At 73.0% G+C, this 15,498-nt stretch carries 14 protein-coding genes and 1 pseudogene; 7 read left to right on the top strand and 8 right to left on the bottom strand.

The window, feature by feature from the left end; all coding sequences use genetic code 11:
• Together GA0115240_RS38315 and GA0115240_RS18560 are read right to left on the bottom strand one after the other, a co-directional pair.
• Positions 1 to 687 (bottom strand): annotated as a pseudogene (locus tag GA0115240_RS38315) (FUSC family protein); the annotation flags it as partial.
• Complete coding sequence (locus GA0115240_RS18560; protein ID WP_237554992.1) at positions 672 to 2,351, bottom strand: FUSC family protein; 1,680 nt, start codon at positions 2,349 to 2,351, stop codon at positions 672 to 674. The pseudogene GA0115240_RS38315 and the gene GA0115240_RS18560, both read right to left, overlap by 16 nt.
• Before the next feature lie 397 nt (positions 2,352 to 2,748).
• Between GA0115240_RS18560 and GA0115240_RS18555 the strand changes: the two genes are divergently transcribed.
• The gene (locus tag GA0115240_RS18555; protein ID WP_093737788.1) at positions 2,749 to 3,612 is read left to right on the top strand and encodes a haloalkane dehalogenase; all 864 of its coding nucleotides are present in this window, start codon (positions 2,749 to 2,751) and stop codon (positions 3,610 to 3,612) included.
• Positions 3,613 to 3,753: 141 nt separating this feature from the next.
• Here GA0115240_RS18555 and GA0115240_RS18550 read toward each other — a convergent pair whose 3' ends face one another.
• The gene (locus tag GA0115240_RS18550) at positions 3,754 to 4,044 is read right to left on the bottom strand and encodes a hypothetical protein (RefSeq protein ID WP_141708883.1); all 291 of its coding nucleotides are present in this window, start codon (positions 4,042 to 4,044) and stop codon (positions 3,754 to 3,756) included.
• 215 nt (positions 4,045 to 4,259) lie between these two features.
• Between GA0115240_RS18550 and GA0115240_RS18545 the strand changes: the two genes are divergently transcribed.
• The 5 genes from GA0115240_RS18545 to GA0115240_RS18525 all read left to right on the top strand — a co-directional run bounded on the left by GA0115240_RS18545 (position 4,260) and on the right by GA0115240_RS18525 (position 9,210).
• Positions 4,260 to 4,604: a hypothetical protein gene (locus tag GA0115240_RS18545; RefSeq protein ID WP_093737786.1), complete on the top strand. Its 345-nt coding sequence runs from the start codon at positions 4,260 to 4,262 to the stop codon at positions 4,602 to 4,604.
• Positions 4,605 to 4,835: 231 nt separating this feature from the next.
• A complete protein-coding gene (locus GA0115240_RS18540; protein WP_093737785.1) occupies positions 4,836 to 5,237 on the top strand; it encodes a peptidase inhibitor family I36 protein in 402 nt (133 codons plus the stop codon).
• 381 nt (positions 5,238 to 5,618) lie between these two features.
• Positions 5,619 to 6,143 carry a PadR family transcriptional regulator gene (locus tag GA0115240_RS18535; protein ID WP_093737784.1) on the top strand — a complete coding sequence of 175 codons (525 nt, stop codon included), beginning with the start codon at positions 5,619 to 5,621 and terminating at the stop codon, positions 6,141 to 6,143.
• Complete coding sequence (locus GA0115240_RS18530) at positions 6,140 to 6,898, top strand: ABC transporter ATP-binding protein (protein WP_256069874.1); 759 nt, start codon at positions 6,140 to 6,142, stop codon at positions 6,896 to 6,898. Before GA0115240_RS18535 ends, GA0115240_RS18530 begins: the two co-directional genes overlap by 4 nt.
• Positions 6,895 to 9,210 carry an FtsX-like permease family protein gene (locus tag GA0115240_RS18525; protein WP_093737783.1) on the top strand — a complete coding sequence of 772 codons (2,316 nt, stop codon included), beginning with the start codon at positions 6,895 to 6,897 and terminating at the stop codon, positions 9,208 to 9,210. Before GA0115240_RS18530 ends, GA0115240_RS18525 begins: the two co-directional genes overlap by 4 nt.
• Positions 9,211 to 9,287: 77 nt before the next feature.
• Here the strand turns inward: GA0115240_RS18525 and GA0115240_RS18520 are convergent, their stop codons facing one another.
• Together GA0115240_RS18520 and GA0115240_RS18515 are read right to left on the bottom strand one after the other, a co-directional pair.
• Entirely contained in the window at positions 9,288 to 9,797 is a 510-nt protein-coding gene (locus tag GA0115240_RS18520) for a GNAT family N-acetyltransferase (RefSeq protein ID WP_093737782.1), read from the bottom strand.
• A 43-nt stretch (positions 9,798 to 9,840) separates the two neighbouring features.
• Positions 9,841 to 10,599 (bottom strand): oxidoreductase, encoded by a 759-nt coding sequence (locus GA0115240_RS18515; RefSeq protein WP_093737781.1) that lies wholly within the window; start codon positions 10,597 to 10,599, stop codon positions 9,841 to 9,843.
• Positions 10,600 to 10,940: 341 nt separating this feature from the next.
• Between GA0115240_RS18515 and GA0115240_RS18510 the strand changes: the two genes are divergently transcribed.
• Positions 10,941 to 11,588 carry a TetR/AcrR family transcriptional regulator gene (locus GA0115240_RS18510; RefSeq protein WP_093737780.1) on the top strand — a complete coding sequence of 216 codons (648 nt, stop codon included), beginning with the start codon at positions 10,941 to 10,943 and terminating at the stop codon, positions 11,586 to 11,588.
• 36 nt (positions 11,589 to 11,624) lie between these two features.
• Here the strand turns inward: GA0115240_RS18510 and GA0115240_RS18505 are convergent, their stop codons facing one another.
• From GA0115240_RS18505 to GA0115240_RS18495, 3 genes are all read right to left on the bottom strand, one after another.
• On the bottom strand, positions 11,625 to 13,247 hold the full coding sequence (locus GA0115240_RS18505) for a caspase, EACC1-associated type (RefSeq protein WP_093737779.1): 1,623 nt from the start codon (positions 13,245 to 13,247) through the stop codon (positions 11,625 to 11,627).
• A 2-nt stretch (positions 13,248 to 13,249) separates the two neighbouring features.
• The gene (locus tag GA0115240_RS18500) at positions 13,250 to 13,630 is read right to left on the bottom strand and encodes an effector-associated constant component EACC1 (RefSeq protein ID WP_093737778.1); all 381 of its coding nucleotides are present in this window, start codon (positions 13,628 to 13,630) and stop codon (positions 13,250 to 13,252) included.
• Positions 13,631 to 13,898: 268 nt separating this feature from the next.
• Complete coding sequence (locus GA0115240_RS18495; protein ID WP_093737777.1) at positions 13,899 to 15,425, bottom strand: discoidin domain-containing protein; 1,527 nt, start codon at positions 15,423 to 15,425, stop codon at positions 13,899 to 13,901.
• Positions 15,426 to 15,498 lie beyond the last annotated feature (73 nt).

Below are 15,498 nucleotides of genomic sequence, written 5' to 3'. Positions count from 1 at the left end.
GGTGCGGGCGGCCGCGGCGAGCGCGGGCTGGAGGCGGCGGGCGGCGTCCAGGTGATCACCGGTCCAGATCACCCGGACCGCGGCGGCGGTGTTCTCGCCGCCACGCGTTTCCAGGTCCTGGCGGACCGTCTCGGCCAACCGGCGCTCGGCCGCGTCGTCGTGGGGGAGCGGCTCGGGCGCGGGCCGGTCGCCTTCGAGGCTGGCGGCGAGCGCGGCGAACCACTGGGACACCCCCTCGGCGCCGGCCAGCAACTCGCCGCGGGCCGCGGTACGGTCGGCGCGGCGCTCCGCCCCGGCCCGCTCCCACAGCGCGAGGACGGCATCGGCCGCCAGCCGCAGCCCCACGACACCGGTCACGAGCGTCGTCATCTCCGCCAACGGGACGGGCTTGGCACCGCGTTCGGCCAGGTAGCTGCGGAAGGCGTCGTCCAGCCGCCGGGCCGCCGCGGCGGCCTGCCCGGCCTCGGCCACCGGCGTCGAGGGCCCCGCGGCGGACGCCGAGCAGCGGCCCGCCGCGAAGGTCACCGCGGCCTTCAGATACGCGGAGCTCTCCTCGTACGCCTCGGCGAGCGCCTTGCCCATCGCGGCGGACGCCCCGCGCGGCCAGAAGAACAGTCCCACCACCAGGCTCACCGCGCATCCGAGGCCGATGTCCTCCACCCGGATCAGGCTCAGCTTCCAGCCCACCGGCTGGACGATGTTGTAAGGATCACCAGCGTCACCGTGAACGCGGCCTGGCCCGCGGCGAACGACACGACGGCCGGCGCCGTGCCGGCTATCAGGACCGCCAGGGGCAGCAGGAACCACAGCAACTCGGTGTCGTTGCCGATGAGCAGCAGCAGCCCGGCGCCCAGCAGGGAGCCGGCCACCGTCCCGAGCATGCCGCGCAGCACGCTCTGTCCGGTGTTCAGCGCGTTGGAGCGCAGGACCGACAAGGTGCCGAGAACCACCCAGAACGCCTGGTGGACGCTGGTGACGTCGGCCACGGTGACGGCCAGTGCCAGCCCGATCGCGCCGCGCAGGCTGTTGTGCAGCCAGACCGAGTGGGGCTCCACGTGGGCGGCGGCCCGGGTGCGGGCCGCCGCGAAGCCGCCGGGGCCGCCCTCGGGGACCCGGCCCAGCAGGCGGTCCGGCCAGCTGCGCCGGTCCGCGGCCGCCGCGAGGTCGATGTTCGCCGCGATCTGCGAGACCGCGAAGCTCATCTCCTGGCCGCGGAAGGACGGATCGAGGGCGGTGACCAGTGCGCTCACCCGTACCTCCCGCGACACCTGCGCGCGCCCGCCCGGCGCCACGCTGCCGTAGGAGGGGAGTTCGGAGATCGCTTCGGCCTCCATCGCCTCCAGCGCCGTCCTCAGGTCCGCGACCGCCGAGCGCAGTGCGGCCGGGTCGCCCTGCGGCGCGTCGAGCAGGTCCGCGCCGCGCTCCAGCACGGTGGCCACCTCCGATCGCACCGCCCCGGCGGTCCGGGTGGCGCGGACTCCCTCATGGCGCGGGCCGCCCTCACCGATGATGGCGGCGAGCCAGGTCAGTTCGTCCACCAGCCGGACCAGGGCCCGGGCGCTCGTGGTCAGGCCGGTCGGCCGGTAGGGGGTGGCGATGAACGCCCGGTGCAGCAGGGCGACCGCGGCCGTCCCCGCACCGGGGGAACCCGGTTCGCCCTCGCCGGTCCCCACAGTCCCGGTGTCCCCACCGGTGTCCCCACCGGTGTCCCCACCGGCCTCCCCGTCCGGCAGCCCGCCGGCTTCCGCGCGCAGTTGAGCGGCCAGACCCCGGCAGGCCGCCGCGGCCGCCCTGCTCAGCGGATCGCGGACCGGCGCCGGCCACAGCAGGGCGACGGCCGCCAGCGAGGCGGCCGTGGCCAGTCCCCACCCGGCCAGCCGGTCCGGCAGCATCGCCACCGGCGCGGGGACGGCGACCGGCAGGATGAACGCCAGCAGCAGCGACGTCGTCGCCCCCGCCAGTACGGAGCTGACCACCCCCGAGAAGAGCACCCCGAAACCCACCACGGCCATGGTCACCGCGGCCAGCCAGGTCAGCTGCGAGACGGCCGAGCCCAGGCAGATCAGCACCGCCCCGGCCGCCGCCAGCGCGGCCTGCGCCCGCAGCCGGTCGCGCATCGGGCCTCCGAAGTCCACCAGGAGCAGCATGGAGAACGATCCGAAGGCCGCGAAGGTCGCGATCGCCGGATTCCCGATCACCTGGCCGGCCAGGGCGAACATGGCCGGCATGACGATGGCGGTACGCCCGGCGCGCCGGGTCGCGGTCAGATCGCGGTCGTGTGCGGTCAACCACGCCCGCAGTCCGCGGCCGCCTTCCCGCGCCGACTGCCGGGCTCCCGACACAGATCGCATGTGGTGATCCTTTGCCTGATGGATGGCGGTGGATGTGCCGCTCTCCCCAACCCGCTGGAGGGGCCGGGCCGTCAGCGGTGCGGACGCGGAACACGCCAACCATGACAGGCCCGTCGACCGGGGCGGTACGGAGGGCCCGGCCGGGTGCCTTCGCTCCGCGCGCGGGCCGTTCGCCGTCCGGGCGGGCCCCGGCTCCGGCGGCCGTCCGCGGACCGCCCGCGCCCGTGCGGTCCGGGCACCCGAGCGGGATCCGTCAAGCCCGGCGGCCGGCCCGCAGGCCCGTGCGCGTGCGGCCAGGTGGCCGCTTCACCCGGCGAGCCGGGCGCCTCTTGGCCGAGCCCGCCGTTGACCGTGCCTAATCTGAACGCCACGGAGAACCGACGGGGATGGAGTCGAGATGAGCCCTGTGACCGGCGAGAAGCGGCGCGTCGATGTGGAGGGCACCCGGATCGCGGTCGTCGAAGCGGGACAGGGCGACCCGATCGTCTTCCTCCACGGCAATCCGACCTCCTCCTATGTGTGGCGCCACGTGCTGCCCCACCTCACCGGGCTCGGCCGCTGCCTGGCACCCGACCTGGCCGGAATGGGCGACTCCGACCCGCTGCCGGGGCGCGGTATGCGGCTGGCCGACCACGCCGACTTCCTGGAGCGCCTGCTGGAGCGGCTCGACGTACGCGAGCGCGTCGTGCTCGTGGTGCACGACTGGGGTTCGGTGCTCGGCTTCGACTGGGCGCGCCGTCACCCGGACGCCGTACGCGGCATCGCCTACATGGAAGCGATCGTGGCGCCGCTGACGCCGGCCGACTTCGCCGACGGCGGCGAGTTCATCGGACGTGTCCGCGGCCCCGAAGGTGAACGGCTCGTCCTCGACGACAATGTGTTCATCGAAGGGTTCCTTCCCAGCGGCGTGCTGCGCGACCTCACCGCGGAGGAGCTCGACGTCTACCGCCGTCCCTGGCGCGAGCCCGGTGAAGCGCGCCGCCAACTGCTCGTCTGGCCGCGCGAGTTGCCGCTCGACGGCGAGCCCGCCGATGTCACCGCTGTCGTCGCGGCCAACGCCGCCTGGCTCGGCACCACCCCGGTGCCGAAGCTGTTCGTCAACGCCGAACCCGGCCTCTTCCTCACCGGCAGACCCCGGGAGCAGTGCCGCACCTGGCCCCATCAGCGCGAGGTCACCGTCCCGGGCATCCACTTCGTCCAGGAAGACGCCCCCGACCGGATCGGCGACGCCATCGCGGCGTGGCTGCGCGAGCTGCCCTGACCTGCCCTGAGCGGCTCTGAGCGGCTCTGAGCGGCCCGGCGGCCCGCGTTCGCCCGAGCCCGGTGGCGGGCGCCGGTCCGGGGCCGTGTTGAATGCCCCGTCGGGCGCCGTCCGGCGCTGTCGGGGTGGGTGGGACGGAAGTCAGGGGTGGGGTATGCCGAACGGCTGGCTGCTGCGTGCGGCGGTGGCGGTCTGCACCGCAGCGGCGCTGGGCACGGTGGCGGGGTGCGGGGGCGGGAGCGGCAACGGGGTTCTCCGGAAACCGGGGGCGGCCGCGTCTCCCGGACGTTCCGCGGGCGCGGGGACCGGCTCGGCCGGGACGGGGAAGCCCAGTGCGTCGCCGTACGCCGTGCCGACGGGTACGCCCGCGGCCCGGAGCGGGCCGGAGAGCCGCAGCAATTCGCGCTTGGTGGGGCAACGGGAACTCAGCACCTACGTGCTCGACCAAAAGGACCTGCCGGGCTACCGGTTCGGTACCGAAGGGGCGCGCGCCGCCGACGGGACGGAGATACCCGGCAGCCTGTTGGCCCCCCCTGCCCCGGATCTCCCCGCCGAGCTGCCAGCACGTCTACGAGAACAGCCAGCAGGGCAGTGCCTACCGGCAGTACGCCCACACCGACGACGCCGCCAGCGGGCACGGCGACTCCGTGGAGACAGCCCTGATCGCGTACCGGCCCGGCGACGCGCACAAGGTCCTGGCCGACCTGCGGGCGGCGCTGTCCCGATGCACCTCGTTCACCGGGCCGGTCGACATGACACAGGGCTTCGAGCACCCCCGACCGCTGCCCGACCCGAATCTCGGCGACGAGGCCGTCGAGTACGGGATCATGGAGAAGATGAGCGACGCGGAGGGCACGGTGCGCGTCCCCTTCGAGCAGTTGGTGGTTCGCAAGGGCTCCGTCATCGCCTGGTTCCAGGTGCAGAGCAACCCGGGCAGGACCGTGGCTCTGCCCATGGACGTGGTCACCGCGCAGATCGCGAAACTGCCCTGATCCGTCGGTCGGGCCAGGCTCGTCGCTCCGGAGTGGGCTCGGTTGACGGGCTGTTGGCGGCCGGACCGGGGGAGTTCTCCCCGGACGTGACGTCACCGGATGCACACCGCTCCTAGCCCGAATGGGGGCTTATCGGTCGGTTCGGGAGACATTCGGGACGCAGGGGTGGTGCATTGGGCGGGTCGGGTATCAGGCCCGGCGGCACCACCTCCAGCGGAAGGACGTATCTCCATGCGCATTCGGACGGGTCTGGCCGCCCTCGCGGCCGCTGCCTGCGTCGCCCTGGTCGGCACCGCGAGCCCCTCCCCGGCGGGCGCCGTCACCCCCGCCGGACGAGTGGCCGACGCCGCCCGGCAGCAGGCGGCCGAGCAGTGCGCGGCAGGGGAGATCTGCTTCTGGCACGACAGGGACTTCTCGGGTACCCCCTGGCGCTGGATGCCCTCCAACGGCTACCGCGACATGCCGCCCAACCTGCACGACCACGTCTACTCCTTCTATGCCAACGTTCGCGCCTGCTTCATCGACTACGACCCGCGCGACTTCCGCGCGGTCAACATCGGTGACTACGCCAAGGCCTACGACACCAACTTCGGCGGCAGGATCGACGCCGTGGCCATCCGCAGCGCCTGCTGAGGCAGTCGGTCCGGGCCGGGGCCGGCCATCACGGCTCCGGGCCGGACGGATGAAAGACCGGCGTCGGCGGCGCCCGACCGCGCCGCGATCCCCACCAGCGCCCTGACCGGCCTGGCGATCCTGATCCAGGAGAGCCTGCTCGTACGGACCGGGCGGGTCTGGCCGGTGTGCCCACGGCACCTGTTCGGTGTCCACGGCGCGCAGTGGAGGGGCTCGGCCGTGTGGTGGTGCTCCGGTGACGGCGGACACGTGCTCGCGCCGGTCGGCGAACTCTCGGGCGTGCCGCGCGGCCGGCGCGGACGCCGCTGAAGCCAACACCCCGGCGGAGGCCGGACCGTGAACGATTGACGCAGTGTGCACACTCAGTGTAGACACTCGGTTATGACGGTCCCTCTGACGCTCCTCGGGCTCCTCGAACGGGAACCCAGCCACGGTTACGACCTCAAACGCGACTACGACACCTACTTCAGCCGGGGCAAGCCGCTGCTGCTCGGGCAGGTGTATTCGACCCTGGGCCGCCTCGCCCGGGACGGGAAGGTGGTGGTCGGGCCGGCCGAGCCGGGATCGGGTCCCGACCGCAAGCGGTACGTCATCACCGAGTTGGGGGCCACCGAGGTCGAGGCCTGGCTGACCGAGCCGGTCGAGGCCGAACCGCACCTGCAGACGGAGCTGTTCAGCAAGGTCGTGCTGGCGCTGATGCTGGGGCGCGACGCCCAGGCTTATCTCGACGTGCAGCGCACGGAACATCTGCGGCGGATGCGGGAGCTGGCCGAGACCAAGCGGACCGGCCAACTGGTCGACAAACTCCTCGCCGACCACGGCATGTTCCGGCTGGAAGCCGACCTCCGGTGGATCGAGGTCACCGCCGCCCGGCTGGGCCCGCTCGCCGAGGAGGTGCGGAAGTGAACGGCCACGGCACAACGGCGCGGTCCGGCGCGGCGGATCTTCTGATCGAAGCGCGCGGGGTCGTACGGTCCTTCGGCCGGACGCCCGCACTGCGCGGCGCGGACCTGGCGGTGGCGTCCGGTGAGGTCCTGGCCATTATGGGCCCGAGCGGATCGGGCAAATCCACCCTGCTGCACTGCCTGGCCGGGATCCTCACGCCCGACAGCGGGGAAATCCTGTTCGACGGCCGCCGGGTCGACCGCATGCGCGAGACCGAACGCACCGAACTGCGCCGGGACCGCTTCGGGTTCGTCTTCCAGTTCGGCCAGCTCGTCCCCGAACTGACCGCCGAGGAGAATGTCGCGCTGCCGCTGCTCCTGGGCGGCACCCGCCGGGCGGGGGCGCTGTCCGAAGCCCGGGGCTGGTTCGGCCGGCTCGGCCTGGACGGGCTGGAAGGGCGCAGGTCGGGGGAGTTGTCGGGCGGGCAGGCCCAACGCGTCGCACTGGCGCGGGCACTGGTGTCCCGGCCCGACGTGCTGTTCGCCGACGAACCGACCGGGTCCCTCGACTCGCTCACCGGCGAACAGGTCATGGAGCTCCTGGTCGGCGCGGCCCGCGAACAGGGCACGACGGTCGTCCTGGTCACCCACGAGCCGCGGGTGGCCGCGTGCGCGGACCGCGAAGTCATGGTGCGCGACGGCAAGGTGACCTCCCTGTCCCCGCCGCGCGCACGGCCCGCCCCGGCCGCGCCGGCCGCCGACCGGGCCGGCTCGTGATCCGCCTCGGCGTCCGGCTCACGCTGAGCGGCGGCAAGGACGCGATCGCCCGCCTCGTCATCGTCGCGGCGGCCGTGGCGCTGGGAGTGGGGCTGCTGCTCGGCGTGCTGGCGGCGCTGAACGCCACCGGCACGCAGGACGCCCGCAACGCCTGGCTCAACACGGGGACAGCCGGCGCGGCGGGGCCGACGGGGCCGGCGAGGGTGTCGGGGTCGGCGGGGGAGTCGCACCCCGCTGCCGGTGACGGTGCCGCGGTGGACCCGCTGTGGTGGATGCTGCGGGCCGACAGCTTCGACGGCAAGGTCATCGGCCGGGTCGACCTGGCTGCCACCGGTCCCCGCTCACCGGTGCCGCCAGGAATCCCGCGACTGCCCGGACCCGGGGAGTTCTACGCCTCCCCGGCCCTCATCGCGCTGCTCGACTCCACCCCCGCCGCCGAACTCGCCGCCCGCTATCCCGGCCACCTGATCGGCGCGATCGGCGACGCGGCGCTCCCGGGCCCGGACTCCCTGATCGTCGTCGTCGGCCGCCGTCCCGACCAACTCGCGGCCGGTCACCGGGCCGAACGCGTCACCTCGATCACGGACGCCTCGCCCAGCCGCTGCGACGGCAGCCAATGCGTTGTCGCCGCCGGTACGGACAGCAACGGAATGAAGCTCATCCTGTCCGTGGTGGCCGTCGCCCTGATCTTCCCGGTGCTCGTCCTCATCGGCACCGCGACCCGGCTGTCGGCGGCCCGCCGGGAGCAGCGCTTCGCCTCGATGCGGCTGGTCGGCGCCACCCCCCGGCAGGTCTCGGTGATCGCAGCCGTCGAGTCGGCGCTCGCCGCCGCGGCCGGCACCGCCGGCGGCTTCGGCCTGTTCTTCCTGATCCGCCCGCTGCTGGCGAGGATCTCCTTCACCACGACACCGTTCTTCGTCGGCGACCTGTCCCTGTCGGCCGGCGACGTCCTGCTGGTCACCCTCGGTGTCCCGGTGGCGGCGGCGGTGTCGGCGCGCATCGCGCTGCGGCGCGTGCGGATCTCGCCGCTCGGTGTGGCCCGGCGGGTCACACCGCGCCCGCCCCGGGCCCACCGGATGATCCCGCTGGCCGCGGGGCTGCTCGAACTCGCCTACTTCATCGGCCGGGACCCGAAGACCAGTGACGGCCAGATCCGGGCGTTCGTGCCGGGCATCCTGCTGGTGATGGGCGGGATTGTGCACGCCGGACCATGGCTGACCATGGTCGGCGCCCGGCTGATGGCCCGGCGCACCAGCCGGCCGGCCCGACTCGTCGCCGGTCGCCGGCTCTCGGACGACCCCAAGGCCGGCTTCCGCGCGGTGAGCGGACTCGTCCTGGCCCTCTGCGTCACCAGTACGGCCGTCGGGGTGATCACCTCCATGGTCGCCGAACGGGGCATCCCGCACGGGAGCGGGCAGATCCGCAGCACCGTCATCGGGCAGTACCAGGACTTCGACGCCGGGGGTCGGCTGATCGGGACCGCGGCCTCGCCGTCCGGCAGTCTGCTGGCCGCGCTGCGTTCGGTACCGGGAGTGCGCGGTGTGACGGTAATCCATACGGATCCGCACGCCGATCCGGACCCGGGCCCGGGGCTCGGCGGCGGACTGGCCGACTGCGCGCAACTGGCCACCACACCGGTCTTCGGCACCTGCCCGGCCGGGGCCCGGACCGCAACGGTCAATGACTCGTTCAGCGTGATCGGGCTGCAGGACCGGGGAGTTCGCTGGCCCGCGGTCTGGCCCGCCGCCAGGAGCACCCCGGAGCAGCTGAGGACCCTCCCGGTGCAGCAGATCGTCGTCACCACCGACGGAACGACCCCGGCGGTCGAGCGGGCCCGTACCGTGCTGGCCGCCGGATACCCCGACCAGCGCGTCCCGTTCACCATCGCCGAGGACCGGGCCCGGATCTCCCAGCAACTCGACGGCTACCAGCAGCTGTCCGGAGTGGTGATCGCGGTCAGTTTCCCGATCGCCGGCTGCGGCCTCGCGGTGAGCGTCGCCGGCGGGCTGAGCGACCGCAGACGCCCCTTCGGCCTGCTGCGGCTGACCGGGGTGCGGCTGGCCGTACTGCGCCGGGTCGTGCTGCTGGAGAGCGCGGTACCGCTCTTCGTCGTCGCCGCGGTGGCGATCGGCACCGGCCTCCTGGCCGCGCAGCTCTTCCTCGAGGCGCAACTCGGCTACTCGCTGCGGCCGCCGGGCGGCGAGTACTACCTCATGGTCGCCGGCGGCCTCACCGCCGCCCTCGCCGTCATCGCCGCCACGCTGCCGCTGCTCCGGCGGATCACCGGTCCCGAGACCGCCCGCAACGAGTGAACGGGCCTGGCGCCGCCCGGTGGGCGGGCGACCCGTGCGGCCGCCGCACGGCGGGACCTGGAGGGCGCGGCCATCCCTCACAGCGAGCGGGTCATCACCACGCTCCGGTAGACCTTGCCGGGCACCTGAATGGTGTCGCGGTGCGTGAAATCCCAGCCCCGGTAGAGCCGGACGAGGTGGTCGGCCGACAGCGCGGTGTCGAGGCCGATGGACGTGGCGCCCGCGCCCCGCGCCCAGGCGAAGCCCTGCTCACGCAGGAGCCGCGCGTACCCGTGCCCGCGCAGCGAGGGGTCGACGGCGAGTTGATTCAGCCAGGCCCGGGTGCTCACCCGGGCATGCCGGGTGAGCGTCCGCAGGCCCTCGTGCGGAGGAAGGGAGACCGTGCCGGTGGCGACGATCCGGCCGCGTGCCACCACCACCCAGCACGCTCCGGCCGATGCCCTGCTGAGCGTGGTCTCCTCGTCCTGGTCGACCGCGGTGAAGTTCAGCCCTTGGGCCCCCAACTCCGCGTAGGCGCGGTGCAGCAGATCCGTCACCTCGGCGGCGTCGCCCTCCCGGAAAGCACGCAGTGCCACCTCGATCGTCATGATTCCCAACCTACGCACCGCGTCGGGGAGCCGCGTCAGCCGGTCAGGCGCCGCCGTTGACGGCGAGGGAACTGCCGGCGATCCACTGGGCCCGGTCGGACAGAAGGAAAGCGATCGCCTCGGCCGCGTCGCGGGAGTCGCCGGCCCGGCCCAGCGGAATCGAGGAGTAGACCTGCTCCGCCGTGGCGCCCATCGCCCCCGCCATCGTCTCCAGGAGTTCGGTGCCGCCCGGTGTGGCCATCATGCCCAGCACCACGGTGTTGACCCGGATCCCGGCGGGGGACAGCTGGGTGGCCAGGCTCTTGGACCAGCTCTCCAGGGCCGCCTTCGCCGCGCCGTAGTGCATGACCGGGGCCGGCGGGTTGGCACTGACGCCGGTGGAGACATTGATGACCGCGGCCTTCGGACTCTCCTTGAGAGCCGGCAGGGCGGCCGCGGTCAGCCGGACCGCCGACAGGAAGTTGATCGCGAGGGAGTCCTCCCACTCCTCGTCGGGGATCTCCCCGAAGTGCACGCGGGCCGCGCCGGCGTTGTTCACCAGGATGTCGAGGCCGCCGAGCGCCCCGAGGGCTTCGCCGACGAGGCGGCGTGCTCCGTCGGCGGTGCGGATGTCCCCGCTGATGAAGGTCGCGTCCTTGGGGGTGTCCTCCGTGCGGCTGCGGGCACTGGCCACGACCGTGGCCCCACCGTCGATGAGTCGCTGGGCCAGGGCCGCGCCGATCCCGCGCGATCCGCCGGTGACCAGGGCGCGGCGCCCCGCGAACTCGCCCGGGACCGGCAGGGTCGGAATAAAGGTGTTCATAACAGACATGGTGCGTTTCTCCGTGGGATGACGTTCTGCGCAGAGGGTGGCAACGTCGCAGGCCGGCGGCGTGCGAGAGCCGCCGGTGCCGGCCGGGGCCACCGTTGTTGTTGAACTCAAAAATATCATACTCGGAGTCTGATGAAATTGTCCGTGGCGCTCTGTGCAGGCGCGCTCACGCAGCCGCGCCCGGGGAGGGCGCGGCCGGAAGGAGCGCGCGGAGACGGCCGGTAGGCTCGGTAGCTGCGGCGCCCGGAGAGCCGGAGCCCTGCGGCGGCGCGGCCCCACGGCAGCAGGGCGGAGCGCGGCAGCGCAGCCGAATCGGACCAGGAGCGAGGACCATGAGCGGGAGGCCACCAGCCGAAGCGACGCCCCGCTCAGGCATCCGGGCCCGGCAGGCCGAAGCCACCCGGCACGCGGTGCTCGCAGCCGCTTCCCAGCTCTTCGCGAGCCGCGGCTACACGGGCACCTCGATCGACGCCATCGCCGAGACCGCGGGAGTCAGCCGCTCGACCGTCTTCACCGCGGCCGGCGGAAAGCCCTACCTGCTCAAGACCGTCTACGACCAGGCCGTGGTGGGCGATGAACGCCCCGTCCCGCTGGCCGGCCGCCCCGAGTCGCAAAAGCTGCGGGCGCTCGGCAGCGGGGCCGAGATCGTCGCCGCCTACGCCGATATCCTCGCCCCCGCCGTGGCACGGGTCTCCGCGCTGTACGACGTCGTCCGCACCGCTGCCGACACCGACGAGGACGTGGCCGCACTGTGGGCCGACATCGGACGCCAGCGGCTGGAAGGCGCGCGGCAGATCGTCGCCCTCCTCACCGCCGCCGAAGCCCTCTCCCCCCGCCTCACCCCGGACCGGGCCGCCGATGTGATCACCGTCTACAACGACCCCGGCCTCCACCGCCATCTCGTCGGCGACCGGGACTGGACGTACGAGGCGTTCCGCGACTGGCTCGCCCGCGCGCTCCACCACGAACTCCTGACCTGACGGCCGCGGACGCTGCGATCGAGCCGAGGGGCGGTTCTACCCGTGATCGGCGATCCGCGCGAGTGCCTCCTCGGAGTTCTGGACCATCCAACGGTCCTGGATCCGGGCGCCGATCTCCACGGCACGCGCGTACTGCTCGGCCGCCTGGGGCAGATCGCCGGAGCCTTCCGCGCACTTGGCGAGGTGGTACAGGCTCCAGCCGGCCAGGACGTCGTCATCGGAGGACCGGCCGAGACGCAGCGCCGCCGCGTAGTGTTCCCGCTCCCGGCGGGTGTCCTTCTCGCTCTGTGCCACCTCGGCCAGCATGTGGTGGGTCCAGCCCGCGGCGCCGGCGCAGTGATGGGCCTGCGCCACGGCGAGGGCGCGCTCGAAGAAGTCCTTGGCCGCCCCCGTTTCACCGCGTCCGTGCCGGTACACCCCGAAGTTGTACAGGCTCCAGGCCTTGAGATGGGTGTCGTGTGTCTCGTCGGCGAGGCGATCGGCCCGGGTGAAGAACTTCAGCGCCATCTCGGGATCGCCGTCCCGCCAGCGACATGCGCCGAGGCCGTCCCAGGCCCAGGCTTCCTTCCTTCTGGCGCGGTGCAGGACGGCCAGGTCGAGGGCGGATCGGTAGTGGTCCTCGGCCTGTTCGAGCGCACCCCGGTCCCGTGCCCCGCTCGCCTGTTCGAGCAGGCGGTCGATTTCCGCCCACCCCGGACCGGCCGTCGGCGGCTCCTCGGCGGCTCCGCCCATCGCGGCTGCCGCCGCGGCGGACACACTGCGGCTGTCGTCGTCCGTCAGACGCCGGAGCTGCTCCGTCGCCCGGGCCCGGACCGTCTCGTTGCCGGTACGGAGCAGGTCGGCGAGCTGCTGCACGCCGCCGAGCCGGTCCGCCACGAGGTGGCTGCCCAAGGAGTGCTGAAGAGCGGCGGGCAGCGCCCAGTTGACGTTCCTGGCGATGACGGTGCGGCCCTCGACGTTCTCCTGTTTCTTGGGCCGCTGCTGCGGCATCTCGGTGACGACCTTGGCGTGGACGTAGGCGTACAGCTCGTCGAGGGTGATGTCGCCGTCGCCGTCGAGGTCGGCGCTGCCGTCGCGCAGCCCCTGCACCAGGTGCCCGGTGAAGACCGACCGAGGGGCGCTGCCGTGCAGCCGGTCGCCCTCGAAGGAGTACTGGGTGGCATCGGAGGCGGTCAGCACGGTACGGCCGCGGCCGTGGAACCGCTCCAGCGTGTGCACGTCGGCGTCGCCCTTGGCGAGCCGGCCGGCCGGGAAGGCGCCGCTGTAGCAGCAATCGAGGATCAGCACCTGTCGCTGCGACATGCAGGCGCTCATGGCCCGGTCGATCTGCTCCGCGGACACGGAGGTGAACATGAGGTTGGTGCGGCGGGTATCGGCCGTGGCGAGGTGGAGCCGGCCCTCGTCGTCCTTGAGACCGTGTCCGGTGAAGTACAGCAGGGTGAGGTCGTCGTGGCGGCTGTCCTGGAAGAACTCGCCGAGGGCCGCGCCGACGCGGTGATGCGGTTCGTTGATCAGGATCGTCACCTCGAACCCGGCGATGTCCGGCGCGCGCAGCACCTCGGCCAGTGCTTCCGCGTCGTGGCCGGGCGCGGTCAACTGCCGCAGTCCCTCGTCCTCGTACGCGAACGTTGCGATCAGCAGCGCCAGTCGGCGTCCCACGGCTACTCCCCACCTGCCGCGTGGCGGCGCACGAACGCTGCGATCAGTTGCCGCCGTTCCTCGGGGGACGCCTTTTCCAGCACCAGCGTGTCACCGTCGATGGTGATCGAGACGCGGTGCCGGGCGGACTGCCGGCCGAGCCAGTCCTGCAGCAGCCCGACCAGCGAGGTGAGGATCCCGCTCGGAGCGCTCAGTCCCAGCACGACGGCGCCGACGGTGACCGGGTCGACGGCCTTGGCGCCCCCGGGCGGGGCGCCTTCGGGGGGCACCCGCAGCGTGTGGAGGTCGAGCGTGCGCAGTTCGGCACGGAGCCGGGCCGTCAGCCGGTCGCTGTCCGCCGCGTCCGCCTCGCTGTCCGGCGTCAGATTGAGCAGGACATCCATGCCGCGCACCCCCCGATCGGCCGTGGATCCGCTTGCTCCACGGCGTGGGTACCAGTGTGGTGAGTCGGCCTGCTCCCGGGAGCGGTTTCCGTTAACTGCGGGACCGGTGCACGGCGCGGCGCTTCAGGCCGGCGGCTCGAAACCCGGCTGAGCGGGGCCGATCTCCCCGCCGGCTCCCACGAACCCGCTCGACTGTACGGCCCGACCGCCGTCACGCCCGGGCGTGACGGCGGTCGGCCTGCCGTACCGCGGGAGCGGTCCTGCCGGGCTACGGGGTGACCGCGATGTTGGTCAGCCCCTTGCCGCCGGTATCGGTGTTGGAGGAGGACACCGTGTTCTTGGTGGCGCAGCCGCTGTTGTCGGTGACGTTGATGCCGTAACCGGGCGCGGAGCCCAGGGTGAACTTGTTGTCGGTGAAGGTGTTGCCGCAGCCGTAGGGGTCGTAGACGTTGTGCACCTGGAAGCCGTCGGTGTACGGGTTGCTGACCACGTTGCCGTCCAGGACGTAGTTGTCGCCCTTCACGTCGATGGTGGAGTCGCCGGAGTTCTGGTTCTTCTCGCCGGTGCCGTCGAGGGTGTTGCCGCGGATGACGCCGTCGTGGGTGCCCTCCTTGATGTCGATGCCCTCGGCGGCGACGTTCGGGCCGATGGTGTTGTTGAGAACCTGGACGTAGTCGGAGGCGTCCACGCCGGTCGGGCCCGCGTACTGGCCCCAGTTGCTGTTCGCCGAGCCGATGTAGACGCCTTCGCCGTAGTCCGGGTGCGTGGTGCCGGTGTCGTGGACGTCGCTGTTCTGGATCAGGCCGTGGTCGCTGCCGGACCGGAAGTGGACGCCCTCGTAGCCGATGTCGTGGACGCTGACGCCGTCCAGCGTGACGTGCGGGGAGGCGTCCATGACGATGCCCTTGGTGGAGTTCGCGACGGTGATCCCCTTGACCTGCCAGTAGGGCGCCCCGTTGAGCCACAGCCCGTAGCCGTTGCCGCCGTTGGAGGTCAGCACGGCCTTGGCGCTGCCGGTCAGGACGACGGGGGCGGCCGCGGTGGCCTTGACCGTGGCCGTGAACTGGCCGGCGTACGTGCCGTCGGCGAGCTTGATGGTGTCGCCGGGCCGGGCGTCGGCCAGGGCGGCGGTCAGCTGCGCGGCGGTCGAGACCGGGACGGTGCGTCCGGAGGTGGGCGGCGAGGTGGGGGGTGTCGTGGGGGGTGTCGTCGGGGGCGAGGTGGGTGGCGGCGTGGTGGTGCCGGCGGCGCCGAAGACCTCGAACTCGCTGACCGTGAAGCCCGCGGCGCCGGAGGCGTAGTGCTCGGCGTAGAGCTCGATCCACCGGGTGGCGGTGCCGGCCGGCAGCGCGACGCTCTGCGTTCCGCCGGTGCCGCCGGCCACCTGGGTCTCGGTGTGCCAGGAGGTGCCGTTGGCCGAGGTGCGGACCTTGAACGTGGTGGCGTAGCCGGCTCCCCACGCGACGGTGACATGGTCGACGCCGGTGGTGGCGCCCAGGTCCACCTTCAGTTCCTGCGGCGTGCTCGCCGAGCTCTGCCAGGACGTCGACGTGTCGCAGTCGGTGACCGCGGCCGCGGTGCCGGCGGCGGTGCTGGTGGCGGAGGCCGCCTTCCCGCAGGCGAGGTCTCCGCTGATGGTGGCGGCGGAACTGGTGCCTGCCGCGGCCAGGCTCACGGCGCCCGCGGCGACAAGGGCACCGATACCCGCCGCGGCTCCCGCCGCGCGTCCACGCCGGCCGGGCATCCGGTGCCGGGCGGTCGGATCCTGCTGTCCGATGGAGGTCAACTCGCTCACTACTCCTTGATCGGGGGTGCGGCGAAACGCCGCGCTGCGTGCGCTGATCGCGTGCGGTAGCCCGCCGCCTTCC

It is taken from the genome of Streptomyces sp. DvalAA-14 (genome assembly GCF_900091855.1).
Classification (GTDB): domain Bacteria; phylum Actinomycetota; class Actinomycetes; order Streptomycetales; family Streptomycetaceae; genus Actinacidiphila.
Note: the sequence above shows the minus strand (reverse complement) of the source record. Positions and strands in the feature narration are given on the sequence as shown.

Coding starts and splice junctions, on each gene's coding strand:
- GA0115240_RS18510 (WP_093737780.1), top strand. CDS start 10,941: ATGAGCGGGAGGCCACCAGCCGAAGCGACGCCCCGCTCAGGCATCCGG.
- GA0115240_RS18560 (WP_237554992.1), bottom strand. CDS start 2,351: ATGCGATCTGTGTCGGGAGCCCGGCAGTCGGCGCGGGAAGGCGGCCGC.
- GA0115240_RS18540 (WP_093737785.1), top strand. CDS start 4,836: ATGCGCATTCGGACGGGTCTGGCCGCCCTCGCGGCCGCTGCCTGCGTC.
- GA0115240_RS18535 (WP_093737784.1), top strand. CDS start 5,619: ATGACGGTCCCTCTGACGCTCCTCGGGCTCCTCGAACGGGAACCCAGC.
- GA0115240_RS18500 (WP_093737778.1), bottom strand. CDS start 13,630: ATGGATGTCCTGCTCAATCTGACGCCGGACAGCGAGGCGGACGCGGCG.
- GA0115240_RS18555 (WP_093737788.1), top strand. CDS start 2,749: ATGAGCCCTGTGACCGGCGAGAAGCGGCGCGTCGATGTGGAGGGCACC.
- GA0115240_RS18515 (WP_093737781.1), bottom strand. CDS start 10,599: ATGAACACCTTTATTCCGACCCTGCCGGTCCCGGGCGAGTTCGCGGGG.
- GA0115240_RS18520 (WP_093737782.1), bottom strand. CDS start 9,797: ATGACGATCGAGGTGGCACTGCGTGCTTTCCGGGAGGGCGACGCCGCC.